General features: G+C 72.5%; 17 protein-coding genes. 7 read left to right on the plus strand and 10 right to left on the minus strand.

Features of this window, described 5'->3' with window-relative positions:
• Nucleotides 1–429: 429 nt before the first annotated feature.
• The 3 genes from AB0H83_RS22555 to AB0H83_RS22565 all read left to right on the plus strand — a co-directional run bounded on the left by AB0H83_RS22555 (nt 430) and on the right by AB0H83_RS22565 (nt 6,018).
• Nucleotides 430–3,639 carry a UvrD-helicase domain-containing protein gene (locus tag AB0H83_RS22555; protein ID WP_360097150.1) on the plus strand — a complete coding sequence of 1,070 codons (3,210 nt, stop codon included), beginning with the start codon at nt 430–432 and terminating at the stop codon, nt 3,637–3,639.
• Nucleotides 3,640–3,747: 108 nt separating this feature from the next.
• Nucleotides 3,748–4,527, plus strand: coding sequence for a hypothetical protein (locus AB0H83_RS22560; RefSeq protein WP_360097153.1), 780 nt, complete (start codon nt 3,748–3,750; stop codon nt 4,525–4,527).
• Nucleotides 4,528–4,809: 282 nt separating this feature from the next.
• On the plus strand, nt 4,810–6,018 hold the full coding sequence (locus tag AB0H83_RS22565; RefSeq protein ID WP_360097156.1) for an ATP-binding protein: 1,209 nt from the start codon (nt 4,810–4,812) through the stop codon (nt 6,016–6,018).
• Here the strand turns inward: AB0H83_RS22565 and AB0H83_RS22570 are convergent.
• From AB0H83_RS22570 to AB0H83_RS22590, 5 genes are all read right to left on the minus strand, one after another.
• A complete protein-coding gene (locus AB0H83_RS22570) occupies nt 6,015–7,190 on the minus strand; it encodes a VWA domain-containing protein (protein ID WP_360097159.1) in 1,176 nt (391 codons plus the stop codon). The genes AB0H83_RS22565 and AB0H83_RS22570 overlap by 4 nt on opposite strands.
• On the minus strand, nt 7,183–9,867 hold the full coding sequence (locus AB0H83_RS22575; protein WP_360097162.1) for a DUF5682 family protein: 2,685 nt from the start codon (nt 9,865–9,867) through the stop codon (nt 7,183–7,185). Before AB0H83_RS22575 ends, AB0H83_RS22570 begins: the two co-directional genes overlap by 8 nt.
• Nucleotides 9,860–10,957 (minus strand): AAA family ATPase, encoded by a 1,098-nt coding sequence (locus tag AB0H83_RS22580; RefSeq protein ID WP_360097165.1) that lies wholly within the window; start codon nt 10,955–10,957, stop codon nt 9,860–9,862. Before AB0H83_RS22580 ends, AB0H83_RS22575 begins: the two co-directional genes overlap by 8 nt.
• Complete coding sequence (locus AB0H83_RS22585) at nt 10,954–12,474, minus strand: DUF5691 domain-containing protein (protein ID WP_360097168.1); 1,521 nt, start codon at nt 12,472–12,474, stop codon at nt 10,954–10,956. The genes AB0H83_RS22580 and AB0H83_RS22585 overlap by 4 nt, the downstream gene beginning before the upstream one ends.
• A gap of 568 nt (nt 12,475–13,042) precedes the next feature.
• The gene (locus tag AB0H83_RS22590) at nt 13,043–14,392 is read right to left on the minus strand and encodes an SWIM zinc finger family protein (RefSeq protein ID WP_360097171.1); all 1,350 of its coding nucleotides are present in this window, start codon (nt 14,390–14,392) and stop codon (nt 13,043–13,045) included.
• 54 nt (nt 14,393–14,446) lie between these two features.
• Between AB0H83_RS22590 and AB0H83_RS22595 the strand changes: the two genes are divergently transcribed.
• Nucleotides 14,447–15,043: a DoxX family protein gene (locus tag AB0H83_RS22595; RefSeq protein WP_360097174.1), complete on the plus strand. Its 597-nt coding sequence runs from the start codon at nt 14,447–14,449 to the stop codon at nt 15,041–15,043.
• Nucleotides 15,044–15,055: 12 nt separating this feature from the next.
• Here AB0H83_RS22595 and AB0H83_RS22600 read toward each other — a convergent pair whose 3' ends face one another.
• The 4 genes from AB0H83_RS22600 to moaC are packed head-to-tail and all read right to left on the minus strand — an operon-like array spanning nt 15,056 to nt 17,655.
• Nucleotides 15,056–15,478 carry a molybdenum cofactor biosynthesis protein MoaE gene (locus AB0H83_RS22600; protein WP_360097177.1) on the minus strand — a complete coding sequence of 141 codons (423 nt, stop codon included), beginning with the start codon at nt 15,476–15,478 and terminating at the stop codon, nt 15,056–15,058.
• Entirely contained in the window at nt 15,475–16,677 is a 1,203-nt protein-coding gene (locus AB0H83_RS22605; protein WP_360097180.1) for a molybdopterin molybdotransferase MoeA, read from the minus strand. Before AB0H83_RS22605 ends, AB0H83_RS22600 begins: the two co-directional genes overlap by 4 nt.
• Before the next feature lie 37 nt (nt 16,678–16,714).
• The gene (locus AB0H83_RS22610) at nt 16,715–17,197 is read right to left on the minus strand and encodes a MogA/MoaB family molybdenum cofactor biosynthesis protein (protein WP_360097347.1); all 483 of its coding nucleotides are present in this window, start codon (nt 17,195–17,197) and stop codon (nt 16,715–16,717) included.
• Nucleotides 17,179–17,655, minus strand: a complete 477-nt coding sequence (gene moaC, locus AB0H83_RS22615) for a cyclic pyranopterin monophosphate synthase MoaC (RefSeq protein WP_360097183.1) — start codon at nt 17,653–17,655, stop codon at nt 17,179–17,181. The genes AB0H83_RS22610 and moaC overlap by 19 nt, the downstream gene beginning before the upstream one ends.
• Before the next feature lie 347 nt (nt 17,656–18,002).
• Here moaC and AB0H83_RS22620 point away from each other — a divergent pair, with 347 nt between their 5' ends.
• The 3 genes from AB0H83_RS22620 to AB0H83_RS22630 are packed head-to-tail and all read left to right on the plus strand — an operon-like array spanning nt 18,003 to nt 22,657.
• Entirely contained in the window at nt 18,003–20,528 is a 2,526-nt protein-coding gene (locus AB0H83_RS22620; protein ID WP_360097186.1) for a bifunctional diguanylate cyclase/phosphodiesterase, read from the plus strand.
• Nucleotides 20,516–22,021 (plus strand): glycosyltransferase family 87 protein, encoded by a 1,506-nt coding sequence (locus tag AB0H83_RS22625; protein WP_360097189.1) that lies wholly within the window; start codon nt 20,516–20,518, stop codon nt 22,019–22,021. The genes AB0H83_RS22620 and AB0H83_RS22625 overlap by 13 nt, the downstream gene beginning before the upstream one ends.
• Nucleotides 22,022–22,030: 9 nt before the next feature.
• A complete protein-coding gene (locus AB0H83_RS22630; RefSeq protein ID WP_360097192.1) occupies nt 22,031–22,657 on the plus strand; it encodes a phosphoribosyltransferase family protein in 627 nt (208 codons plus the stop codon).
• Between the two features lie 806 nt (nt 22,658–23,463).
• On the opposite strand, the gene dnaB is transcribed toward AB0H83_RS22630, so the two are convergent.
• Nucleotides 23,464–26,160 carry a replicative DNA helicase gene (gene dnaB / locus AB0H83_RS22635; RefSeq protein ID WP_360097195.1) on the minus strand — a complete coding sequence of 899 codons (2,697 nt, stop codon included), beginning with the start codon at nt 26,158–26,160 and terminating at the stop codon, nt 23,464–23,466.
• Nucleotides 26,161–26,386: the final 226 nt, after the last annotated feature.

Here is a 26,386-nt window from a genome sequence, read left to right on the forward strand (position 1 = left end):
CCGCGGGGCGTTACCGGCTGCTCGGCCTGCCGTGGCACGCCCGGGAGGGCTGCTCGCACGCGGCTGCACCGCGACGCGTCTGTCTGCGGCAGATGCGGATGGCATCGCGGTTCCTCGCCCGCAGAAGGGGTACGGAAATCGGTTCGCCAACCCCAACTTCCCTACCCCTTCCGTGAAAAGTGAGAGCTCCAGCGTGAGTCCACTGCGGATACACCAGCCCGGAGGCGCCGGCGCCCGAGGGCTGCTCGCACGCCGCCTGCACCGCGGCTCGTCCAAGCCGTGCGCAAAAGGCAGGTGTCGTGGATCGCTGTGGGCAGGGTGCCGCCGGTCGCTGGGTGGTGGCGGCGGCGGATGGTGCTGCACATCTCGATCGTTGTGCGGCACGGCGCGTAGCGGGCGGGGGTTGGTGGGGGTGTGACAGGATGCGGCGTGCCTTCGAACGTCTCCGACCACTCGTTCGTCGCCGACCTGCACATTCACTCGAAGTACTCGCGGGCGTGCAGTCGGGACCTCAGCATCGAGACGCTCACGTGGTGGGCCCGGCGTAAGGGCATCACGTTGCTCGGCACGGGGGACTTCACGCATCCGGCCTGGCACGACCACCTGCGTGAGGCGCTCGTGCCGGCGGAGCCGGGGCTGTTCCGGCTGCATCCGGAGCGGGAGGCGGAGATCCTGCGCCGGCTGCCGGGGCGGTTGTCCGACGGGGCGGACGGGGCGCCGGTCAGGTTCATGTTGTCGGTCGAGATCTCGACGATCTACAAGCGGGGCGACCGGACCCGGAAGGTGCACCACCTGGTGTACCAGCCGGACTTCGAGGCGGTCGGGCGGTTCAACACGGCGTTGGGGCGCATCGGCAACCTCGGGTCCGACGGGCGGCCGATTCTGGGGCTGGACTCGCGTGACCTGCTGGAGATCACGCTGGAGGCGAGTTCCGACGGGTACCTGGTGCCGGCGCACATCTGGACGCCGTGGTTCTCGGCGCTGGGGTCGAAGTCGGGGTTCGACGCGATCGCCGACTGCTACGCGGACCTGGCCGAGCACATCTTCGCGGTCGAGACCGGGCTGTCGTCCGACCCGGCGATGAACTGGCGGGTGTCGTCGCTGGACCGCTACCGGCTGGTGTCCAACTCCGACGCGCACTCGCCGCCGGCGCTGGCGCGCGAGGCGACGCTGCTGACCAGCGAGCTGGACTACTTCAAGGTGCGGGACGCGCTGCGGACCGGTGACGGGCTGGCCGGGACGATCGAGTTCTTCCCCGAGGAGGGGAAGTACCACGGCGACGGGCATCGCGCCTGCGATGTGAACTGGCTGCCGGCGCAGACGCGGGAGGCCGAGGGGCTGTGCCCGGTCTGTGGCAAGCCGCTCACCGTGGGTGTGCTGCACCGGGTCGAGGAGCTGGCCGACCGGCCCGACGGGTACGTGCCGCCTGACGCGCCCCAGGTCACCCACCTGATCCAGCTGCACGAGATCCTCGGCGAGATCCACGGCGTCGGCGCGAAGTCGAAGACCGTCGACACGCAGCTGGCGTCGCTGGTCGCGGAGCTGGGCTCGGAGCTGGCGATCCTGCGCGAGGTGCCGGTCGACGAGATCACCCGGGTCGGCGGGGAGCTGCTCGGCGAGGGCATCGCCCGGCTGCGGCGCGGCGAGGTCAGCCGCACGCCCGGCTATGACGGCGAGTACGGCGTGATCAAGCTGTTCAGCCCCGATGAACTGCGGGTGCAGGAAGACGTGCTGTTCGACGTACCGATGCCGCAGTTGCCGAAACAACGCAAGGCCGAGGCGGCTCCGAAGGCTGCGCCGAAGCGCCGCCGGCCCGTCCCGGTCGAGGCGCCCGCGCCACCACCGCCGATCTCTTCGCCGGCGTCGCCGCACGAGCCGCTCGAGCCGATGCTGGCGGGGATGGAGGAGGTCGGCACGGGCCTGCTCGACCGGCTCGACGCGCTGCAGCGGGTGGCGGCGTCGGCGCCCGGCGGGCCGTTGCTGATCGTGGCCGGGCCGGGCACGGGCAAGACGCGGACGCTCACGCACCGGATCGCGTACCTGTGTGCCGAGCTGGACGTGTACCCGGAGGAGTGCCTGGCGATCACGTTCACCCGGCGGGCCGCGGAGGAGCTGCGGGAGCGGCTGGAGGGGCTGCTCGGGCCGGTGACCGAGGCGGTGACGGTGTCGACGTTCCACGCGCTGGGGCTGTCGATCCTGCGGGAGAACGCCGCGGCGGTGGGGCTGACCCCGAAGTTCCGTATCGCGGAGGAGGCTGACCTGCTGGCGGCCCTGGACCCGCTGCCGGAGCGGGAGGCGCGCCGGGCGCTCGCCGCGATGGAGCCGTCGACCAGGGAGTCCCTGGCCAAGGCGTTGCGGGCGAAGGACATGGTGTCGCTCGACGAGCTGCTGACGCTCAGTGTGCAGCTGCTCACCGAGTCGGCGGCGCTGGTGGACCGGTACCGGGACCGCTGGCAGTGGATCTTCGTGGACGAGTACCAGGACGTCGACCCGGTGCAGTACGACCTGCTGCGGCTGCTGTGCCCGCCCGGTGGCAACCTCTGCGCGATCGGCGATCCTGACCAGGCGATCTATTCGTTCCGGGGAGCCGAGGTCTCGTTCTTCCTGCGGTTCTCCGCGGACTTCTCCACGCCGGACATCGACGCCCGGGTCGTGCGGCTCACGCGGAACTACCGCTCGTCCGCGCCGATTCTGGCGGCCGCGGTACAGGCGATCGCGCCGACGACGCTGGTGCCGGGGCGGCGGCTGGACCCGGCGCGGCTGGACCTGGAGGCGCCGATGGTCGGGGTGTACCCGGCGAGCTCGGTGGCCGACGAGGCCGATTTCGTGGTGCGCACGGTGGACGAGCTGGTTGGCGGCCTGTCGCACCGCTCGCACGACAACCGGGTGGACTCGCGCGCGACGGTCGGCGCCATGTCGTTCTCCGACATCGCCGTGCTGTACCGGACCGATTCGCAGGCCGCGCCGATCGTCGACGCCCTGTCGCGGGCCGGGGTGCCGGTGCAGAAACGCTCGCACGACCGGTTGCTGGACCGGCCCGGTGTGGCGGCGATCGCCCGCGAGCTGCGGTTCGCCACGGGTCTCGGTGGTTCGATCGCGGCTCGGGTACGGCTGGCGGGCCAGGTCGTCGCGGGGCGGTGCGGGCAGCTCGACACCGACGTCATCGGGCTGACCGAGGCCGACGTGTGGACGGCGGTCGAGCTGATGACGCCGCCGGCGTTGCGGGCGGGCAGCGACCTGGATGAGTTCCTCGGCGCGCTGGCCACCGGCGCGGAGGTCGACGGCTGGGATCCGCGCGCGGACCGGGTGACGCTGCTGACGCTGCACGCGTCGAAGGGGCTCGAGTTTCCCGTCGTGTTCATGGTCGGCTGCGAGGACGGGCTGCTGCCGCTGCGCATGCCGGGCTCGCAGGGCCGCTCCGAGGACGAGGTCGCGGAGGAGCGCCGGCTGTTCTTCGTGGGGCTGACCCGGGCGCAGGACCGGCTCTTCCTGTCGCACAGCCGATCCCGCTTCCGGCACGGGTCGGAGCGGGAGATGTCGCCGACGCCGTTCCTGTCGTCCATCGACCCCGGGCTGCTGGAACGGCGGGGTCCCGCGGCCCCCCGGAAGCCCAAGGATCGGCAGCTCCGGCTCATCTGAACTCCCAGCTGTCGTAAATCTGTGAGGTGGAAGTGTCGGGGGGTGGCGCTACCGTAGCTGCATCGTCGCAACTAGGCTGCCTGGAGCTTCGCGGAGCAGGAGGATCACATGTCGGGTTACGGACCGCCAGGCCCGTACCAGGGCCAACCCCAGGACCCCTGGCAGGGCGGCCAGCAGGATCCCTATGGCCAGCCGGACCCCTACGGTCCGCCTCCGGGATATGGGCAGCGGCCTGATCCCTACGGCCCGCCGGACCCTTACGGCCAGCCGCCGCAGTGGGGGCAGCAGCCGCAGTCGGGTGGCCCTTATGGGAACAACTACCCGCCGACCGGCACCTATCAGCAGCCGACCGGCACGTATCAGCAGCCGGCCTACGGTCAGCCGCCCGGTCCCGGTCCCGGTCCCGGTCCCGGCTTCGGCGGACCGCCGCCGGTGCCGCCGCGGAGGGGTTCCGGTGGCACGGTCGCGCTCGTCGTCATCCTGGTGCTGCTGCTGTGCGGCGGTGGCGCCGCCGGCCTCTGGTATGTCCTGAAGAGCGAGAAGACGACGCCCACGACGACCTCCTCGACGGCGCCGAAGGCGAGCACCTCGGCCAAGGCGTCCACGAGCGCCGCGCCGAGTGGCGGCGCGTCGTCGCCGGGTGGCGTGCAGGCGGGCGACGCCAAGACGGTCAAGGTCGGCGAGTGCCTGGTCAACCAGGGCACCGCGACCGCGCCGCGGATGGTGAAGACGGCGTGCGCGCCGGCGACGTTCGAGGTGCTCAAGCGCATCCCGAACACCACCGACAAGTCCAAGTGCAACGGCGTCTCGGGCTACACGCACGACTACTTCTACGACAGCACGCTGGACAGCGAGGACTTCGTGCTGTGCCTGAAGCTCAGGAGCTGAGCGGCTGACGCACGGGATGGGCGGGCCGCGGAGGGAGCAACCTCCGCGGCCCGCTATCGTTTGGCAGGTCGAGGCGACTCGAACGTTTGTTTGACCCCCTTGCGGGGTGGCCCTCGGGGCGTGTAGTACATTAGTTCGAGCGCGGGCAGACGGGCACTCGATGCAGCGATCTAAGCCATTCTTGCGTGTGCCCTAGACTGCCCTAGACAAGGCACGACACGCCACAAGGATGTTCTATGCGGTTCTAGCGTTTTGGCTAGAGACGCCGATACGGTGCGATTCGTGGATCCCGTTCGCAACCCGTATGCGCCCGGCGCCGGGCAGCGGCCCCCGGAGCTCGCCGGCCGTGACCGCGAGCTGCATGCCTTCGAGGTCGTCCTCGAGCGGGTCTCCCGCGGGCGGCCCGAGCGCTCACTGATGCTCACCGGCCTGCGCGGCGTCGGCAAGACCGTCCTGCTCAACACGCTGCGCTCGCAGGCGATCTCGCGACTGTGGGGCACCGGCAAGATCGAGGCGCGGCCCGACCAGTCGCTGCGCCGGCCGCTGTCGGCGGCGCTGCACATGGCCATCCGCGAGCTGGCCCCGCACCACCGGGCGCCGGACCGGATCGACGAGTTCCTCGGGGTGCTGAAGGCATTCGCGGTCCGTGAGGATCCGAACAAGCCGCCGGCGAAGCTCCGCGACCGGTGGCAGCCGGGGATCGACGTCCCGGCGACCACGGGCCGCGCCGACTCCGGCGACATCGAGATCGACCTGGTCGAGCTGTTCACCGACGCGGCGAGCGTGGCCACCGACGTCGGCACCGGCGTGGCGATCTTCATCGACGAGATGCAGGACCTCTCGGCCGACGACATCTCGGCGATGTGCGCGGCGTGCCATGAGCTGTCGCAGACCGGCGCGCCGCTGATCGTCGTCGGCGCCGGGCTGCCGCACCTGCCGGCGCTGCTCACGGCGTCGAAGTCCTACTCCGAGCGGCTCTTCCGCTACCAGCGCATCGACCGGCTCGACCGCATCGCGGCCGACCTGGCCCTCACCGCGCCCGCGATGCGGGAGGAGGTCGAGTACGAGCCCAAGGCCCTCGACGCGCTGTACGAGGCGTCGGGCGGGTACCCGTACTTCGTGCAGGCCTACGGCAAGGCGACCTGGGACCACGCGCCGCGCTCGCCGATCACCGCCGCGGACGTGCGGGTGGCGGCGCCCGAGGCCGAGGCGGAGCTGGCCGTCGGCTTCTTCGGCTCCCGGTACGAGCGGGCCACCCCCGCCGAGCGCGAGTACATGCGCTCCATGGCCACGCTCCTGCCCGCCGTCGACGTGTCCGAGGCGGTGCCGACCGCCGAGATCGCGCGCAGCCTGGGGCGCCGCCCGGCGAGCCTCTCCCCGGCCCGCGACGCCCTGATCAAGAAGGGCCTCATCTACTCCGGCGAGCGCGGCACGGTCGCCTTCACCGTGCCGCACTTCGCCCGGTACATCCGCTCCCAGCCCGCCGACTAGGCCTTCGCCTTCTCGATGACGGCGCGCAGATCCCTGCGCTCGATGGCGGCGGCCATCAGGTCCGGAAAGACGTCAGGGGTACAGGCGAACGCCGGCACCCCGAGCGCCGCCAGCGCCGCGGCGTTCTCGTGGTCGTAGTCCGGTGCCCCCTCGTCGGACAGTGCCAGCAGCGTGATCACCTGCACGCCGGAGGCGGTCATCGCGGCGACCCGCCGGAGCATCTCCTCGCGCACGCCCCCCTCGTACAGGTCGCTGATCAGCACGAAGATCGTGTCCTGCGGGCGGGTGATGAGCTGCTGGCAGTACGCGAGGGCCCGGTTGATGTCCGTGCCGCCGCCGAGCTGGGTGCCGAACAGCACGTCGACCGGGTCCGCGAGCTGGTCGGTCAGGTCGACCACGGCGGTGTCGAACACGACGAGGGATGTCTTGAGCGACCGCATCGAGGCGAGCACCGCGGCGAACACCCCGGAGTACACGACGGAGGCGGCCATCGAGCCCGACTGGTCGACGCACAGCACGACGTCACGCTGCACCGACTGGGCCCGGCGCCCGTACCCGACCAGCCGCTCGGGGACGATCGTGCCGTACTCGGCCTGGTAGTGCTTCAGGTTCGCCTGGATGGTCCGGTTCCAGTCGATGTCGTGGTGCCGTGGCCGGTTGACCTTGGCGGCCCGGTTCAGCGCGCCGGCCAGCGCGGTCCTGGTCGGCTGCGCGATCCGCCGCTCCAGCTCGGCGACGACCTTGGCCACGACCTTCCGCGCGGCCCGCTTGCTCTTGTCGGGCATGACCCGGTTGAGCGACAGCAGCGTCCCGACCAGGTGCACGTCGGGCTCCACGGCGTCGAGCATCTCCGGCTCGAGCAGCAGCCGGGTCAGGTCGAGCCGCTCGATCGCGTCGGCCTGCATCACCTGCACCACGGTCGACGGGAAGTACTGACGGATGTCGCCGAGCCACCGGGCGACCCGCGGCGCCGACGCGCCGAGGCCGGCGCCGCGCTGGCCGCCGGTGCCTCCGCCACTGTCGTACAGGGCGCCGAGGGCCGCGTCGATCGACACGTCGGTGCCGGTGAGGCCGTAGCCGGTGCCTTCGCCGCCGGACGCGCCGCCGAGGGCGAGGCGCCAGCGACGGAGCCGCTCGTCATGCTGGTCCTGATCGTGGGTCTGGTCAGGCATGGTGCAGCTCCTTGCCCAGGAGGCGGGCCACGACCGGCAGCAGCAGCGCGCCGCGGTCGGGGTCGACCTGGTCGTCGTGCTCGCCGGCGCGGGGCCGCCCGCCGGTGCCGATGTGCGCGGCCCGCTCGCCGATCATGCGCCGCTGCGGCGCCGGGTATCCGCTGAACGTGCGCCGCAGCAGCGGCAGTACCTCGACGAACGCGTCCGCCGGGATGCCCGTCAGCCACGCGTCGACCAGCGCCAGCAGCCGCTCGTCGTGGACCAGCAGCAGCCCGTCGCCCGCGAGGAACCCCTCGATCCAGGCCGCGGCCTTCGCCACCGGTACGCCCACCGTCAGCACCAGCGCCATCCTGACGCCGATCTCGTCGGCGTCCACGGTGCCGGCGTCCAGCAGCAGCCGGCTCATCCGCCCGCTGAGCAGGCCGTGCAGGTCGTCGCGGGTGGACAGGCCACCGAGCAGCGCCTGCCACCGCTGGCTGGCCTCGGCGTCGTCGATGAGCGCCAGCGCGCCCTGCACCCCGTCGATGCGGTCGCGCATCACCGCGGCCGCCGCGTCGTCGAGCCCGCCGACCGCCGCGGGCAGCCCGACGCAGACCCTGGTGATCATGCCGTGGGTCACCGAGCGCAGGGCCGACAGGTCGGTGCCGCGCACGTCGCCGTACCGCAGTGTCCGGGCCAGCGCCGGCAGCGCGTCCATCAGGTGCGCGACATCGGCGTCGAGCGCCATCCGCTCGTCGAGCGCGTCGAGCACCCCGGGCAGCGCGTCCGGCAGGTCCGCCAGCAGGCACCGCTCGACGAGGGCCGTCACGTCGGCGAGGGTCTCGGCCTCGGCGGCCTGCTCCGCCACCCGCGCGGTCGCCGCCTCGCGGACCGTGGTCCCGTACACCCCAGCCTCGACCAGATCGACGGCGAACTCCGGCTGCCATGCGATCTGCCACGACTCCCAGAACGTGCCGCGACCCTTCCGGTTCGCGAGGACCTGCCCCCAGTCCACGCCCAGCAGCCGCAGCCGGTGCAGCAGCTGGCTGCGCTGCAGGTCGAGGTCGCGGCGCAGGTCGAGGTCGATCTCGCGGCTGCTGACCGCCGGCTGGAGCCGCAGCCGGCGTTGGCTGCTGGCCACGTCCCGCGCGATCGGCACCCCGGGCGTCTGGTCCGGCACCCGCCCGAGCCGGTCGCCGACCACCAGCCGCCGGTTGATCAGGCTCAGCCGCAGGTCGTCGCCGTCGCACAGCACCGCGTGCGCCGCATCGGTCACCTCGGCGAGCCCGGCCAGCGGCCGGCCGCGCATCGTCGCGAGCGCCTCGGCGAGCCGGGTCGCCTCGATGACGTGCGCGCTGGACACCGGCACGCCGTCCTTGCGCAGTACACCGGCCGCCCGCACCAGCCAGCGTGCCACCACGTGCTCGTCGACCGCCGTGAAGAGGTGGTGGTACCAGCCGGGTGAGCGCACTCCCGCGCCGTACCCCTGCCAGGACGCCAACCGCGCGTGCGTCCACGGCACCCAGGTCATGGCAACCTTGACCTTCGGCAGTCCCTTGAGGATCGCGGCATCGGAGGACGCGCTGGGCAGCGGCGCCGTCAGCGCGGGCACGTGCCAGGCCCCGCACACCACGGCGACCCGGTCGAACTCCTTCGTCGCGGCCCGCATCGCCTGGCGCATGTGCGCCTCGCGCCGCTCCTCGTCGACCCGCTCGGCCTCGGGCGGGGCGGGCGCGTGCGCCCGGACCACGGTCATCGCCTCGGCGATCGCCGCGAAGGGCGCCACCGCGGCGGCGAGCCGCTCCTCGTCGATGTCGGGCGCGGTGGCGAACAACGACCCGGCCCCACCGAGCCCGGGGGCGACCTGGACGTTGTCGTGACCTGCTCCTGCACCAGGAGCCCGGGCGCCGCCGGCGAGCCCGCCCGAGACAGACCCAGCCGAGACAGACCCAGCCGAGACAGACCCAGCCGGGGCAGACCCAGCCGGGGCAGGCCCGCCGGCGACGGAGCCAGCGTCGGCTGGTCCGGCCAAGGCAGACTCCGCCGAGGCAGGCCCGGCCGAGGCAGGCCCAGCCGGGGCAGGCCCGCCGGCGACGGAGCCAGCGTCGGCTGGTCCGGCCAAGGCAGACCCCGCCGAGGCAGACCCAGCCGGGGCAGGCCCGCCGGCAACGGAGCCGGCGCCCGCCGGCACACCCCCCGCCGGGCCGGCGGCGGGTCGGGGTGGCGGTGTCAGATGCGGCTCCCGCCGGTGCTCGACGACGTCTTCCCACCACCGTTCGGGGTCGTCGTACCCCGCCGCCTCGGCCAGCGCGCCGATCGGGTCGATGCGCACCGCGTCGTCGGCCGGGGTCGGCGCGGACGGGGTGCCCGAGGCGAGCCGCACCGCCGCCGGCAGGTCGATAAACCGGACCGGGATGTCGCAGGCGACCGCCCACCGGATCGCCTGCCACTCCGGGGAGAACTCGGCGAACGGCCAGAACGACGCGCGCAGCTTCGGGTCGGGGTTGTCGGCCGGATACGCCAGCAGCGCCACCGGCGCCCGCATGTCCTCGTCGCCGGCGAACGGCACCAGCGGGTCGGCCTCCGGGGGTCCCTCGATGAGGATCACGTCGGGTTGGAACGCGGCGAGGGCACGGCGCACCGCCCGCGCCGACCCCGGTCCGTGGTGGCGCACCCCGAGCAGCAGCGGCTCACTCACCGCGACGGGCCGCCCGGTAGAAGTCGCGCCAGCCTTCTCGCTCGCGGATCACGGTTTCCAGGTACTCCTGCCAGACGACCTGATCGGAGACCGGGTCCTTGACGACCGCGCCGACGATGCCGGCCGCGACGTCGCTCGGGCGCAGCATGCCGTCGCCGAAGTGCGCGGCGAGGGCGAGCCCGTTGGTGACCACGGAGATCGCCTCGGCCGTCGACAGTGTGCCGCTGGGCGACTTCAGCTTGGTGCGCCCGTCCTCGGTGGCGCCGTTGCGCAGCTCCCGGAACACGGTCACGACCCGGCGGATCTCGTCGACCGCGGGCGGCATCTCGGGCAGCTCGAGCGCCTTGCCGAGCGCGGCGACCCGGCGCGACACGATGTCGACCTCCTCCTCGACCCCGGCGGGCACCGGCAGCACCACGGTGTTGAACCGGCGCCGCAGCGCGGAGGACAGGTCGTTGACGCCGCGGTCGCGGTCGTTGGCCGTGGCGATGACGTTGAACCCCTTGCGGGCCTGCACCTCCTCGCCCAGTTCGGGCACCGGCAGCGTCTTCTCCGACAGCACGGTGATCAGGCTGTCCTGCACGTCGGACGGGACGCGGGTCAGCTCCTCGATCCGCGCGATCCGGCCGTCGGCCATGGCCCGCAGCACGGGGCTGGGCACGAGTGCGGCCCGGCTGGGGCCTTCGGAGAGGAGGCGGGCGTAGTTCCACCCGTACCGGATCGCTTCCTCGGGCGTGCCGGCGGTGCCCTGGACGAGCAAGGTCGAGTCGCCGCTGACGGCCGCCGCGAGATGCTCCGACACCCAGGTCTTGGCGGTGCCGGGCACCCCGAGCAGCAGCAGCGCCCGGTCCGTGGCCAGGGTCGCGACGGCGACCTCCATGAGCCGGCGGGATCCGACGTACTTCGGCAGGATCACGGTGCCGTCCGCGGCGGTCCCGCCGAGCAGATACGTCACCACGGCCGCGGGGGACAGCAGCCACCCCGGCGGTCGCGGGCGGTCGTCGCCGGCGGCCAGTGCGGCCAGCTCGGCGGCGAACTCGTCCTCGGCGTGCCGCCGCTGGACTGCCTGCGCTTCGACTGTGCTGGTCACGCGAGCTCCTCGAGCATGTCTTGTCGGAACCGGAGGGTGTCGGCGAAACGGCCGACGATGGAGGACATCGGGTCATCGGACGCCAGCCCGGCGGCGAGCTTCACGGCCCGGTCCGCGGCTTCCGCGGGCAGCCGCAGCGCGGCCAGCTCGCAGAGCCCGGCGAGCCGCCACCCCGCCGAACGCCGGCCGCCAAGGTCATCGAGCGCGGCGAACACGGCTTCCACGAGCGCCGGCGGCCACGGTCGCGGGCACAGCTCCAGCACGTGCTCGACGCCGACAGCGGCGGCGCCGACGAGGCCGCGGCGCAGGACCTCGACCGCGATCGCGGACAGCGCGTCGGACGGCAGCGCGTCATACAGCGCCTCGAGCAGCAGCCGGTCGTCGGGGCGCCCACCGGCCGCGACCTCCTCGGTCAGCTGGCCGGTCAGCGCGGTCGCCCACCGCGCGTCACGCTGCCCGGCCGCGGCCCGGGCCAGCCCGCGGCGCAGCACCGCGGCCCACTCGTCGGTCACGGGCAGGCGCAGGAACTCCTCGGGCTCGCCCCACACCCGCAGCGGGGTCCGGGTGAGCAGCTCCTCCAGCCACCAGGCCCGCTCGCCGACCCCGACCGGCGGGCGGGGCGTGATGCCGTCGCGCCGCATCGCCTTGTCACACGCGGCCGGTGGCAGGACAACGATCCGCCCCCCGCTCACCTGCACCGATGCCGTGGAACGCTCGGCCATTCGGCGGGCATACGCACTGTCGGGCAGCAACGCGAGCAATTCGACCGCGGCGGCCCGCACCTCCTTGCGCCGGTCGTCGAGCGCGGTCTCCAGGATGCCCTCGTCGGCGTCGGACAGGCCGGTCGCCAGCGCGCCCAGCAGCGCCGCCCGGTCGTCGGGTGTCTCCGTGGGCCAGGCGGTGCGCAGCAGCCGGCGGGCCGCTTCAGGGTCGCGGCGCCGCAGCGCGGTCAGGAACCCCACCCGCCGCCCGATCGACCCCAGCTCCCAGGCGCTGCCGTCGTCGGCAGGCCCGTCGACGGTCGCGGTGACCAGATACCCCCAGTCGGGTCGCTGGGCCGCCAGCCACTCGGCGCGGGGCCCGCCGACCGCGGCAATCAGCGGCCGCAAGATCCGGTGCCGGCGCCCGACCTCGAGCAGCGCGGGCAGCAGCTCGCCGGGCACCCGCCGCGGCCCGACCGCGCCCAGCCACTCCGCGAGCAGCTCCAGCCGCCCGTCGGCGTCGCGCACCGGGGTCGCGTTGCTGGAGCCGTAGCCCGCGGCGTCGACCGCGAGCAGGTCCGCCGCGCGCGCCGACGCCGGCCACGGCACCAGCGGGATCCCGGAGTCGTCGGGGGCGGGGGCCGGCACCGGGACACCGGATCGGGCGGCCACGCCCGCGCGCCGGTACATCGTCAGGGTGGCCGCGGCGTCGAGCAGCACCTCGGCGGGGTCACCGTCACCGGCCGCGAGATGCCGCCGCTGCGTGCCGACCAGCGCCGTCGCCAGGACGTCGCCCCATTCGGGCAGCGTGCTCACGCCGTCACCTCCGCTACGCTCCGGCGCCGCCGCGAGCCAACACCGAGCCCATGGTTCGCGGCCCCTCCACTCCGCTCCGGACCGCTCACGCCGCCACCTCCGCTACGCTCCGGCGCCGCCGCGAGCCAAAACTGAGCCCATGGTTCGCGGCCCCTCCGCTCCGCTCCGGACCGCTCACGCCGCCACCTCCGCTACGCTCCGGCGCCGCCGCGAGCCAAAACCGAGCCCATGGTTCGCGGCCCCTCCACTCCGCTCCGGACCGCTCACGCCGTCACCTCCGCTGTGCTCCCGTGCCGGGCCACATCCCGCCGACCGCCGGTCACCGCGCCACCACGCCCGTCACCGCGGTGAGCCGACCCGGGCACGGCCTCCGGCCGGCGATCACAGTGAGCCGACCCGGGCGCGGCCTCAAGCCGGCGCCCGCGGTGAGTCGGCCCTCGCCAACGCCCGTGCCCGGGAGCACCCGCGCCAACCGCAGCGGTGAGGTCTGGCGCCGCCGCGGGCGCGACACCGGCCCGCCGGGCGCCACCTCCGGTGCACGGTTCGCCGCCCACGACAGCCACGCCGGTCACAGCCGCACCAGCCGGCCCTCGGACCAGGCGCCGAGAGGTCGCAGCCCGCCCGCCGACCACTCGCCGGTGACCGTCGTCGGACGCCCGCCGGTGATGGCGAGCAGCCGCCACGGATCGCCGGAAGCAGGGTCGAGGGGGAGCGCGACACCGTCGGGGTCGACGAGGTGCCACGTGCCGCCGTCGCGGGTGGGGCACACGGCGTCGATGGTCATCGGCCAGTAGTCCAGCCACGGGTCCTCGGCGAGGGCGGCCGCGTGGGCCCGCAGGTTGGCCTCGATGCCTGCGGCGCCCGCGACGGCGTGCATGCGGGCGGGCGGGCCGTGCCGCTTGGCGATCAGGGCGCGGGCCGGCTGACCGCCCGGATAGAGGCACACGTCGGCGTCGATCTGGGTGCCGGGCAGCAGGTCGATCGGCAGCGACTGCCCGGCGACGGCGAACGACAGCACCAGCACAGGCCGCAGCGTCGAGGTGCCGCGCAGCCAGGCGCGGCGGACGGTGAGCTGGTCCTCGATCTCGTCGCGGACGCCGTGGACCTGCCAGCGGTCGCGCAGGGCGGGCCCGGCCAGGACGGTCTCGGTGGCGATCGGCAGGCCGACCCGCATGCGGACGCTGGCGGCGAGCTCCTCGGGCAGGTCGGCCATGCGCCGATAGCCGCCGACGAGCAGGTGGAGCCGGGCGAGCTCGCCGAGGAGCCGCTCGGGGGAGCTCGTGACGGCCGAGGTGCGGCGCAGGATGCCGGCCGCGCCGGCGGCCTGGGCGTCGACGAGCCGGGCGGCCATCGTGTCCCAGTGCGCATAGCCGCTCTTGGCGACGCTTGCCAGCCCGGCCCGGGCCTGGTCGGCGAGCCAGCGGTCGAGCTCGTCGAGGCCGGCGGAGATCCGGTCGGCGCGGCGGGCCTGCGCCTTCTCACCCGGGGCGGCCCGGCCCCCGCCACTACTGCCGCCGCCCGGTGCGGCGGGCGAGGTCGGGGTGGGTGCGGCGCGCCGGGCGGCGCGGGAGGACTGCCACTCCTGGACCCAGCCGGGCGCGGTGGCGTCGGTGACGCTCCCCGCCGACCAGCGCAGCAGCAGGCCCAGGGCGTGCTTGCAGGGGAACTTGCGGCTCGGGCAGGTGCACTTGAACGCGGGCTCGGTGAGATCTACGGCCGTCTGATACGGCGTGCTGCCGCTGCCCTGGCAGAGCCCCCAGACGGTCGGTGGCACGTCGTCGGAGGAGCTGAGCCCGGACTCCAGCCACGCGCGGTCACCGGCCATGCCCCTGGCCGCCCGCTGCGCGGACGCGTCGGGTGCGAGCGCCATGACCTGGTCGGTGGTCCAGACCGTCGTCTCCGTCGAAGTTTCGGCCATGCTGCGAAGCGTAGTGAGGGGGTACGACATTCCGTGGTTGGGTATGAGCCGGGCATGAGACCCGTGCGCACCGCGGCCCGCTCGATGCTCGCCGCCATCTTCGTCATTCAGGGGTGGGCGGCGTTCCGCGACCCCGCCAAACTCGCCGACAAGGCCCAGCCGGTCACGGACCGGATGGAGCCGGCGTTGCGGGCGGTCCATCCGCGCCTGCCCACGGACGCCGAGACGCTGGTACGGGTCAACGGCGCGGCGCAGGTCGCGGGCGGGCTCCTGCTGGCCACCGGCAGGGCGACGACCCCGGCGGCGCTGGTGCTGGCCGGCTCGCTGGTGCCGACGACCCTCGCGGGGCACGCGTTCTGGGACATCGAGGACCCGGCGCAGCGCAACCAGCAGCGGATCAACTTCCTCAAGAACCTCGGGCTGATCGGCGGGCTGCTGTTCGCGGCGCTGGACAACGAGGGCCGGCCCGGCCTGGCGTGGCGGACCCGCAACACCGCCCGCAACGCGCGCCGCGGCGCCGGACACACCGCCCGGACCGCGCGCCGGGAGGCCCAGCACGCGGTGCACACGGCGCAGCGGGAGGCCCGGCACGTCCTGCGCGACGCCCGCATCGCCCGCCTGGCGGCACAGGCAGGACGCCGTCTGGGGTAACCGATACGACAGCTAGGGGCAGTTGACCCATTCCTCTTCGCCGTCGGTGAAGACCTGCCGCTTCCACACCGGCAGCCTGGCCTTCACCTCGTCGACGAGCCGCGCGCACAGCAGGAACGCATCCGCCCGGTGCGAGGTCGAGATCGCCGCCGCGAGCGCCAGGTCGCCGATCTCCAGCCGGCCGACACGGTGCGACACGGCGAGCGCGTGCACGGCCGGCTCGGCCGCGATCTCCGCGGCGATCTCGGCGAGCACGTCGCCGGCGCTGGGGTGGCCCTCATACTCGAGTTCCACGACACCGCGCCCGCCGTCGTGGTCCCGCACCACGCCGGCGAAGGACACGACGGCGCCCGCGGCGCGGTCCGCGACCGCAAGCTCGTGGGAGGTCACGTCGATCGGCTCACCGGTCACCAGGACCGTGATTCGGTCGGTCACACCCGCTCCCCATCCAGAATCGGCAGCGGTACGAGCTGCGCCGGCGTCCCCGCAAGACCCCGCCCTCCGGGCGGGATGATCGCGAAGCCGATCGAGTTGGCCAGGCCTCTCAGCATCGAGGAGCCGGCATGGGCCACGGGATACGCCAGGCCGTCCAGCGGATCGCGGCGCACGAGCGCCAGATGGGTGTACTCGCCCCGCCCGGGGATGTCGGCGCCCAGCTTGACGGTGGCGTGTGCCGGTCGGGGCCGGCCGGTCAGTCCGGCGAGCAGTGGCAGTACCAGCGAAACCAACGCGACGAAGGTGGACTGGGGGTTGCCCGGCAGGCCCGCGACGAACTGGCCGCCGGGCAGCTGCGCGACGAGCATCGGGAAACCGGGGCGCACGGCCACGGTGTTGACGACGTAGGTGGCGCCCAGCTCGGCCAGCGCGGGGTGCAGGTGGTCGACGGGGCCGTGCATGGTGCCACCGGTGGTGCAGATGACCTGGGCGCCCGCGTCGACGGCGGCCCGCAGCGCGGCGACATGGTCCTCGAGGGTGTCCGCGACCGGGGCACGGTGGTGCACGACGTCGGTGCCGGCGCGGCGCAGCCACGAGGGCAGCGACGGGCCGAGCGCGTCGCGGACCCGCCCGACGCCGGGCACGCCCTCGGTCAGCAGCTCGTCGCCGAAAACCAGCAGCGCGCTGCGCGGCCTGGGGCGGCAGGACAGCGTGTCATAGCCGCAGGCGGCGGCGAGACCGATAACGCCCGGGGTGATCGGCGTGCCGGCGGGCAGGAGCTCCTCGCCGAGGGCGGCCTCCTCGCCGGTCAGCCGCCAGTCGGGCACCTTGCGGGGCTCGCCGGCGACGACCTGGTCGCCCTCGACCTTGGAGTCCTCGATGCGCACGACGAAGCGGGTGCCCTCGGGCACCATGCCGCCGGTGGCGATCTCGACGCAGGTGCCGTCGGTGGTCAGCGGCTGGGCCTGGTCACCGGCGAGCACCCGGCCGATGATCCGCCACGGCGCCGGGCCGCGGACGGCCCAGCCGTCGACGCTCGAGGTGGGAAACGCGGGCAGGGCCGTGAGCGTGGTCAGCGGCTCGGCCAGCGTCAGGCCGTCGGACTCGACGAGGGGGACGGGCACGGGGCTCGACGCGACCGCCGAACCCGCCTCGAACACCGCCTCGCGGGCGTCGGTCCACGCGATCGGTAACGTCACGCGTCGAGCCTAGTCCGTGCGGTGGGCGGGATCGCGGTCAGTGGTCACCGCCGCGGAGCTGGTCGACGGCGTGGGCGAGGACCGGCCCGAGCACGGCCAGGCCGTCCTTGGCGCCGCCCTTCGAGCCGGGCAGATTCACGATGAGGGTGCGCCCGGCGACACCACTGAGCCCGCGGGACAGGATGGCGGTCGGCACCTTCGCGGCGCCCGCGGCGCGGATGGCCTCGGCGATGCCGGGCACCTCGTAGTCCAGCACGCGGCGGGTCATCTCCGGGGTGGCGTCGGTGGGGGTGACGCCGGTGCCGCCGCTGGTCACGACGACGTCGGCGCCGCCGGCGACCGCGGCCCGCAGCGCCTCCTCGACCGGCGGGCCGTCGGGCACGACGACGGGGTCACCGACGTCGCAGCCGAGCTCGCGCAGGCCGGCGACGAGCAGGGGACCGCTGGTGTCGGCGTAGATCCCGGCCGAGGCGCGGTTGGACGCCACGATCACGACGGCCTTCACGAGGCCCGCTCCCAGAGGCCGGTCTTGCCGCCTTCCTTGCGCAGCACCCGCACTCCTTCCAGCGAGGCGGCCGGGTCGACCGCCTTGATCATGTCGATGAGAGCCAGCCCGGCGGCGGCGACGGCGGTGAGCGCCTCCATCTCGACGCCGGTGCGGTCGGCGGTGCGCGTGGTCACCACAATGTCAACCGAGTCGTCACCCAGCGTAAGGTCCACCGTCACCCCATGAAGGGCAATCGGATGACATAACGGGATGAGATCGGGCGTGCGTTTGGCACCCATGATTCCGGCGATCCGCGCGACGGCCAAAGCGTCACCCTTGGGTAACGCACCGTCGTGCAACAACGCTATTACGTCAGCGGTCGTACGGACGGAACCAGCCGCAACCGCTCGCCGGGCGGTGATTTCCTTGCCGGCGACGTCCACCATCCGTGCCGCGCCACTCTGGTCGACATGCGTCAGTTCATGTGCCACGACATCACCCTATAGGCGGTGCAGTGAGATGCGGTTTGATCATGCACGCTAGTGGGAACATGCGTCGATTCCGATGTACGGAGCGTAACTTTCGCGTCACCAAAGTATGACAAGTCATGCCCTTCTTCGCAAACTGTGAGTCGACGGACAAAAGGGTATGGGCAACTTGCGAAATGCACCCTAGGCTTCGTTCAACGCTACGGAGTTCGATGTTCATCGATGTCTGTGGCGACGGGGGTCGTAACCGCGATACGACTTAGGGGGCAGCAATGCGCATTCACGAGTGGGGCTAGGAAATCCGGCCTTGACAAAGGCACACGGCCATCGGTCACGATGAGCAGACCGCGATGCAAAGACCACTGGGTTCCGACGACGCGACCAACCGGCGCCTCTGGCGTCTTGTTGGTCCCGTCGTCGTCGGTGCGGGCCTGGCAGTCGCCGGGGCACTGTGGCTGATCAAGGACCAGGGCAGTCTGACACTGCTCCTTCCGCTGCCGACCCTGCTGGTCGCCAGCGGCAGATACATGCGGGTCCAGATGCGGATCCGCTCGGCGTTGCACGTATCGACGCCCGTATCGGCGGTCATCATCGCCGCGGCGGTGTTCCTGCCGCCGTCATTGGTGATCCTGTCCATCGCGATCGGAAAACTCACCGATCAGCTGCTGAATCCGGCACACGTGCCGGCAAAAATCAGTTTTAACGTCGGCAAGGAAGTCCTCGCCGGCACCGCGGCGACCGCGGCCGTGACCGCCATCGGCTTCACCCCGATCCTGGACACCGCCGGCCGCAGCAGCCCGCTCGGCGCCGCACTGATCGCCACCGTCGTGGCCTGGATCGCGTACACCATCGTCGACGAGCTCGTCTCGCAGGCGTTGTTCGCGATGCTCACCGGGACGCCGTACCACCGACGCCTGGTCGCCGACTGGGGCATCCTCACGGTCGTGCGGGCCGGAACGTTCGGCATCGCCGTCGTCACCGTCGTCGCGTACGACGTCAACTACTGGCTCCTGCTGGTCCTTCCGCTGCTGCTCTGGTGCATCCACCTCGCCTCCGGCAACCGGGTCCGGGCCCGCCAGGGCAACGAGGCCTGGCAGCGGCTCGCCGAGGCCACCGACGAGTTCAACTCCGTCGACCAGACCGCCGTCCTGCACGCCGCCGTGCGCAAGGCCGCCGACCTGTTCTCCACCGACGAGGTCGAGGTCCAGATCCGGCCGCAGACCGGCGAGGCACGGCTGGTCCGCAGCAACGGCCGCGACATCCTGTACGACGGTCACCCCGACGACGCGCCCGCCGCCACCGGCTTCGTCATCCCGATCGGCCTGGAGAGCTACCGCGGCGACGCCGACCTCGGCGAGCTGCGGCTCCGGTTCCGGGCGCCGATCAAGCTCACCGAGCGTGAGGGCTACACGCTGCACACGTTCGCCGCCGCGCTGTGCACCGCCATCCGCAACGCCTCCACCTTCGCCGAGACCCAGCGCCTCGCCGACAGCCACGCCCGGGCCGCCGCCCAGGACCCCCTCACCCACCTCGCCAACCGGCGCAAGCTGCAGCAGTACGGCGACGAGGCCCTCGCCACCGGCATCGTCGGCGTCCTGCTCATCGACCTCAACCACTTCAAAGAGGTCAACGACACCCTCGGCCACTCCGCCGGCGACCGGGTCCTGATCACCGTCGGCGAACGCCTCACCGCCGCCGTCCGCGAAGACGACCTGGTCGCCCGGTTCGGCGGCGACGAGTTCGCCGTCATCCTCGCCAACCTCAGCGCCCCGGCCCTCGCCGAGATGCGCGCCCACACCATCCTCGACGCCCTCGCCCCACCCATCCAGCTCGACGACATGCGCATCAGCGTCGAGGCCAGCTGCGGCGTCACGACCGCCAGCGGCGGCACCGTCGGCGAGCTGCTCCGGCGCGCCGACGTCGCCCTGTACCAGGCGAAACAGGACGGCCAGCGGGTCGTGGTGTACGCACATGCCCGCGACACCGCCGACATCGGCACCCTCACCCTGGGCGGCGACCTCGCCCGCGCCGTCGCCGAAGGCCAGTTCGTCGTCAACTTCCAGCCGATCGTCGACCTCGCCACCGGCAAGGTCATCGGCGCCGAGGCGCTCACCCGCTGGCACCACCCGGACCGCGGCGACCTCGCGCCCGACCGGTTCCTCCCCGCGATCGAACGCTCCGGCCAGCTCTCCGCGTTCGCCGACGCCGTCCTCGACCAGGCGCTCATCGCCGTGTCGCAGTGGGCCGACGCGGGGCACGACATCCCGGTCGCCGTCAACGTCTCGCCCCGCAGCCTGCTCGACCCCTCCTTCCCCGACGCCGTCGCCCGCCGCCTCGCCGCCCGCGGCGTGCCGTCCTCGTCGCTCGTCATCGAGCTCACCGAATCCGTCACCCTCAGCAAGCTCGAGGTCGTCGACGACGTCCTCGCCGCCCTGCGCGACCAGGGCATCCGTCTCGCCCTCGACGACTTCGGCACCGGCTTCTCCTCCCTGGCCACCCTCGCCCGCGTCGCCGTCGACGAGCTCAAGATCGACCGCAGCTTCGTCGCCGCCATGAACACCTCCGCCCCCGGCGCCGTCGTCCGCTCCACCGTCGACCTCGGCCGCAGCCTCGGCCTGGTCGTCGTCGCCGAAGGCATCGAACGCGAAGAGCAGCGCCAGCAGCTCTGGGAGCTCGGCTGCCCGGCCGGCCAGGGCCACCTCTTCGCCCGCGCCATGCCCGCCGACCGGCTCCTCGCCGCGCTGCGCCGCGGCCACGACGGCCAGCCCGGCTACCTCGCGCCACCCCTGCACGACACCGACACCGTGATCCGCCTCCCGCGCCGCCGGTCCCGCCGCGCCGGAGCCGCCGAGCCCGGGCAAGAATGGGTGCCATAGCCACGTTCTGGTCCCGCCCCCGCTTCAGCGACGCCGTCCTCTACGGCCTGTCCGCTGCCTTCGCCTCGCTCACCGCCGTCACGTCGACCCTGCTGCCGCACCGCGCCTGGGGCGCCATCGCCTGGTGGGGATACACCGCCGCGTTCCTGATCACGTTCGTCGCGCTCCGTCGGCTCCTGCTCACGTTCGCCGTCTTCGCGGCGGTCACGCTCGTGCCCCTGATCACCCAGGCCGTGCAGCGCGCCGGCGGCCGCACCGACCGGGCGCAGGAAGAGGTCCACGTCGTCGAGCAGATGGGCCAGCGCCTCCTCGACACCGGCACGCCCTACCTCGACCGCCCCGCCATCACCGCCCTCCCCGAGCCGGAACGGTTGCTCGGGTACTCGCCGTACCAACCCGGCATGGCGATCTTCGGCATCCCCCGAGCGGTCCTCGGCGACCACTGGTGGACCGACGCCCGGGTCTGGTTCGCGGCCGCCACCATCGCCGCCCTGCTGTGGACCCTGCGGCTGCTCGCCGACCTCGTCGCCCCGCCCGGACTCGTCCTCGTCGCCCAGTCCATCGCGGTCCTGCCGATCTGCACCCTCACCCTGACCACCGGCGGCGACGACCTGCCGGTGGTCAGCCTGGTGGTGCTGGCCATGGCGTTCACCGCGCGACACCGCTGGGTGGCTGCGGGCGTGACGATCGGTCTGGCGGGGGCGTTGAAGCTCTTCGCTCTTCCTGCGGCGCTGGTACTGCTGGTGCTCGCGTTCCAGTCAGCGGGCTGGTTGAGCCGGCCGCGGCGCGGCGCTGCTCCGGCTTCTCCGGATGCCGTCTCCCAGGCATCGGGCGGCGTTTCGTCGGTTGCTTCGGGTGCTGCTTCTTCGGCTCTTGCGGGCGGTGATTCCTCGGCTCTTGCGGGCGGCGCTTCTTCGGCTCTTGCGGGCGGTGATTCCTCGGCTCTTGCGGGCGGTGATTCCTCGGCTCTTGCGGGCGGCGCTTCGTTGACGGACGGTGCGGCTTCGGCGGGCGGCGCGACTTCGGTGGGTGCTGTCCGGCGGGCCGCGCTGTTCGCCCTTGGCGCGTTCGGCCTGCCGTTGCTGGTGATGCTGCCCGCCCTCGCCGTCGCCCCGTCCGCCTTCGTCGAGAACGTTCTGCGCTTCCCCGCCGGCCACGGCCTCGTCACCAGCCCTGCCCAGTCCCCCTTGCCCGGCCAGCTCATCGCCTCCTCGACCGGCGCTGGCCGCACCATCGCCCTGTCGCTCCTGGTCGCCGCCGGCCTCGCCATCGGCGTCTGGCTCCTGCGCCGCCCGCCGCAAAACACCGGATCCGCAGCCCTCGTCGTCGCCCTCGGCCTCACCGCCGCGATCATGCTGATCCCGTCGACCCGCTTCGGCTACCTGCTGTACCCGGCAGCCTTCGCCGCCCTCTGGTGGGCCCTGCGCCAACCCGCCGCCAGAGCCCCGAATCAGCCGACCGATATCTGGCCGGCAACCTCAGGAGCGGCGTAAACAGGAAGCATGGCCTTCCGGGACCGCCAAGAAGCCGGCGCCGCGCTTGCCGCGCTCCTCACCGGCTACACCGACCGGTCCGACGTCATCGCCCTCGGCCTGGTCCGCGGCGGCATGCCCGTCGCCGCCGAGGTCGCCACCCGGCTCCACGTCCCGCTCGACGTCCTGGTCGTGCGCAAGCTCGGCGTACCGTGGTCCCCCGAAGTCGCCTTCGGCGCCATCGGCCCAGGCGGCGTCCAGGTCCTCAACCCCGAGATCCGTCTCGAACCCCACGAGATGGCCCCCGTCATCCGCCACGAAACCGCCGAACTCCGCCGACGCGACCGCCTCTTCCGCATCGGCCGCGACCCGCTCGACCTCACCGGCCGGGTCGCCCTCATCATCGACGACGGCCTGGCCACCGGCGCCACGGCCGGCGCAGCGGTCGCGGTCGCCAGAGCCCTGTCCGCCACCCGCGTCGTCCTGGCCGTCCCGGTCGGCGCCACCCAGGCCGTCAACCGCCTCTCCCTGACCGCCGACAAGGTCGTCTGCCCCGTCACCGCCAACTCCTTCGGCGCCGTCAGCCGCTACTACGACGACTTCCGCCAGATCCCAGACGCCGAGGTCACCCGCTTACTGAGCCGCTGCCGCACGTAGCGGCATACGGTGGCCGATCGCGAGCCAGCATCAACGCCGACCGTCCCAGGCGCAAAACCCAGGCTGGTGGCGAAGCGGCCCCGTGCTGCCGGACCATCGCGGTGATCCGAGTCGCGTCCCGTTCGTCTGGACGACCACGCCGCGACTTCGATCAACCGGGCAAGATCACCAGTGAGCCGGTCGCGACCGCGACAGGATCGGCCACTCACCGCGACCGCGGCTCGCGCGTGTCCGCCGCTCTGAACGCCCGACGCCGACGGAGTCAACCAGCCACCCGAACAGCGCCTTACCAACACCGTGAACCTTCGTGGTCGGAGCACCAGCGCCGGACGGAAGGTCGGCCGGCGTCACTGGCTTGGGCGGCCGGGGATGCCGTTGGCTTGGGTGGCTGCCGGCTCGGGTCGGTGCCACGGACGAACGGCGGTGCCGGCTCGGGTCGGTGCCGCTGGCGAACGGCGGTGCCGGCTCAGGGCTCGCGGCGCTGGGCGGACACCGGTGCTGGCTCAGAGCTCGCGGCGCTGGGTGGACGAGGCGTCGCTGGCGCGCGGTGGACGGGGGCGTCGCTGGCGCGGGTCGGGGCGCCAGCGAACAGGGTGCTGCTACGGCAGGCACGACGGCGACCACCGGATGCCGCACCCGTAAGCCTGCCACGCGCCAGCGCAGGCAGTACGAGCGGCAACGAGCATCGAGGACTCCGGGGAACCTCCGGCTGGCCCCCGGCGCCGGCACGGAGGAAAGTCGCTCGCGCACCCGTCCGGCAAGAAACCGCAACACCGTCAACCCGGTGAACGTTCGTGGTTACAGCGCTAGATCGCCATGTCGACGAAGCGGGACAGGTGCAGCTGCGCCGCGACCGTGATCGTGTCGGTCGGGCCGTTACGGTGCTTGGCCACGATGAAGTCGGCCTCTCCCGCGCGCGGAGACTCCTTGTCGTAGTAATCGTCGCGGTGCAGCAAGATCACTACGTCGGCATCTTGTTCGATCGATCCTGATTCACGCAGGTCAGAGAGCTGTGGCCGCTTGTCGGTGCGCTGCTCGGGGCCACGGTTGAGCTGGCTGACCGCGACCACCGGGCACTCGACCTCTTTCGCGAGCAGCTTCAGGCCACGCGACAGGTCGGCGACCTCCTGCTGCCGGCTTTCGGTCCGCTTCGGGCTGGTCATCAGCTGCAGATAGTCCACAATGATCAGCTTCAGGTCGTGCCGCTGCTTGAGCCGACGGGCCTTGGCCCGGATCTCCATGAGGTTCATGTTGGGCGTGTCGTCCACGAACAGCGGCGCCTCGCTGATCTCGCCCATCCGCCGGGCCAGCTTGGTCCAGTCGTCGTCGGACAGCTGCCCTGACCGCAGCACGTGCAGCGGCACCCTGGCCTCGGCCGAGAGCAGTCGCATGACGATCTCGACCTTGGACATTTCCAGGCTGAAGATGGCGCTGGCCATGTTGTGCTTGACCGACGCCGCCCTGCTGAAGTCCATCGCGGCGGTGGAGTTGTGGGTCGGGATCATCGAGCGACCGGCCAGGTAGAGGTGGTCGTCGTTGTCCACCTGCACGCAGCGCACCGGCACGCTCGCAACGGCCCTGACGTCGACGATGTGCCGGGCGCCGGTCCTCGACGTGCCGCTCGCCCTCCGTCGCTCCCGGTGCGCGGTGCGCTTGCGCTCCAGGCGGAACACGTCGTCCACCGTCGTGAACTCCAGCGTGTGGCCGGCGGAGCTTGCCGGCGTGCGACCCTCGACCTGCTTCGTCGTGACAGTGCACCGGTAGCCGAGGCTGACGACCAGCTCGCGCACGTCGCTCGCCAGCCGGGCCGAGGTGGACGTGAACTGCACGGTGCCGGTGGCCGTGACGGTGCCGCCGGTGTCCAGCAGGCCGGCGAGCAGCGCACGTCGCTGCCGCTCCGCGCCACGCAGATAGGCGGCTGGGATGCGCTTGTTGTCGAAGACGCCGAGCACTCTCAGGCTGCTCACCAGCGGCTGACCATGGTCGGCTGATCTGCCACCTGCGCAGTGGCCGTCTCCGAGCCACGCGCCAAGCATGTAGGGCGGCACCAACAGGTCCCGCTCCGGCAGCTGCAGCGGCCGGCAGTTGTCCACGGCGTGGTTCAGCTGGCCGTCCATCGGACACCGGAGGGTGTCCGCGATGTCCTGGGTGGTGACGACCCGGCGGTGCAGCGTCGTAGGCAGCGTGTGCTGGGAATACACCTGACTCAGGCAGTGCTGCGGCTTGCCCGCACGCCGGTATTCGCGGACGACGGCGCCTGATGTGCCGACCTGACTGCCGGCAGCCTGCAGCACGTGCCGGAAGGACGGTCCGACCAGCTCGACCGCCTCGCCGAACGTCACCAAGGAGTCCGGCTGCGACAGGGACCTCGCCAGGACCGATTCGACCTGGGCGCGCGCCGCTTCGGCCCGTTGTGGTGTCAGTGCACCCTCGCCGCGCTGCCGGCGGGCGGCCCTGGTGGTGGTCGTCCAGAGGTGCTCGGCGTCGGCGACGATCACGCTGCCGTCGGAGAACTCCACTTCGAAGCACGGACGGTCGTGCAGGATCTCGAAGGCGTTGACGACCGTCGTCGGTCGTCCGTCGGCGCCGAGCAACTGGTCGCCCGCCTTGACCGCGCCCATCGTGGTCCAGCCTTCGGGCGTCGGCAGGGGCGTGTCGAGTGCCAGCGCCTTGCCCAGGCCGGGACGACCGGCGACGATCACGAGCTGGCCGGGGTGCAGGCCGTTGAGCAGGCGGTCCAGGTCACTGAAGCCGGTGGGGACGCCGGTCATGACGCCGCCCTGGGCGCCGACCGCTTCGATCTCGTCGAGGGTCGGCTGGAGCATCTCGGCGAGGACGGCGAAGTCCTCGCTGACGCGCTTCTCGGTGACGTCGTAGATGGCCTGTTGCGCGAGGTCGACCACGTCGTCAACGTCGCGGCCGCCGGGGCCGGCGGAGCCGTAACCGAGCTGGACGATGCGGGTGCCGGCCTCGATGACCCGGCGCAGGACGGCGCGCTCGGCGACGATGCGGGCGTAGTAGGACGCGTTTGCTGCGGTCGGGACCGCGGCCATGAGGGTGTGCAGGTATGCGGCGCCGCCGACCTTGGCGATCTCACCGGCGTCGGTCAGGGCGGCGGCGACGGTGACGGCGTCGGCCGGCTCACCGCGGCCGTAGAGGTCGAGGATCGCGTCGAAGACGATGGTGTGGTTAGGCCGGTAGAAGTCGTGAGATTTCAGGATCTCGACGACGTCGGCGATGGCGTCCTTGGACAGCAGCATGCCGCCGAGGACGCTCTGCTCTGCGGCGACGTCCTGCGGTGGGGTGCGTTCGAAGGTCTCCGCGCCGCCGGATGGGCGCTCGGCGTCCTTCGAGGGTTGCTGCCGGCGCGGCTCGGCCGGAGTCGCGTCCTCCCAAGGGTCGCCGCCCAGCCTGTCTTCGGTGATCGACACTCGCCCCTCCAACGTCGTACCCGCACCGCCTAGTAGACCTCGGGGGTACGACAAAAACTCGCCGGTGCGCACAGAGCGCCCCGCGCAACCGTAAGGAGCGTGCGGCGTTCGGCAAAACCGGGCGGTGGACAACCCTTGGGACAACCTGTGGACCGTCGTGCACAAACGGGGGATCAACTGTGCACAGGCCTGTGGATAACTCAGGTGCCGGGATCCACAAAGCTAGCTTGACCTGCGGTTTCTCCATCCACAGCCTGTGTGCAAAAAATAGTCGCCCAATCGAGTGATGTGACATGCG

Source organism: Dactylosporangium sp. NPDC050688 (assembly GCF_040654515.1).
Classification (GTDB): Bacteria; Actinomycetota; Actinomycetes; order Mycobacteriales; family Micromonosporaceae; genus Dactylosporangium.

Excerpts from the sequence above, each read along its gene's own strand:
- AB0H83_RS22595 (WP_360097174.1), top strand. The coding sequence starts at position 14,447 with ATGAGACCCGTGCGCACCGCGGCCCGCTCGATGCTCGCCGCCATCTTC.
- AB0H83_RS22625 (WP_360097189.1), top strand. The coding sequence starts at position 20,516 with ATGGGTGCCATAGCCACGTTCTGGTCCCGCCCCCGCTTCAGCGACGCC.
- AB0H83_RS22620 (WP_360097186.1), top strand. The coding sequence starts at position 18,003 with ATGCAAAGACCACTGGGTTCCGACGACGCGACCAACCGGCGCCTCTGG.
- AB0H83_RS22560 (WP_360097153.1), top strand. The coding sequence starts at position 3,748 with ATGTCGGGTTACGGACCGCCAGGCCCGTACCAGGGCCAACCCCAGGAC.
- AB0H83_RS22570 (WP_360097159.1), bottom strand. The coding sequence starts at position 7,190 with ATGCCTGACCAGACCCACGATCAGGACCAGCATGACGAGCGGCTCCGT.
- AB0H83_RS22590 (WP_360097171.1), bottom strand. The coding sequence starts at position 14,392 with ATGGCCGAAACTTCGACGGAGACGACGGTCTGGACCACCGACCAGGTC.
- AB0H83_RS22630 (WP_360097192.1), top strand. The coding sequence starts at position 22,031 with ATGGCCTTCCGGGACCGCCAAGAAGCCGGCGCCGCGCTTGCCGCGCTC.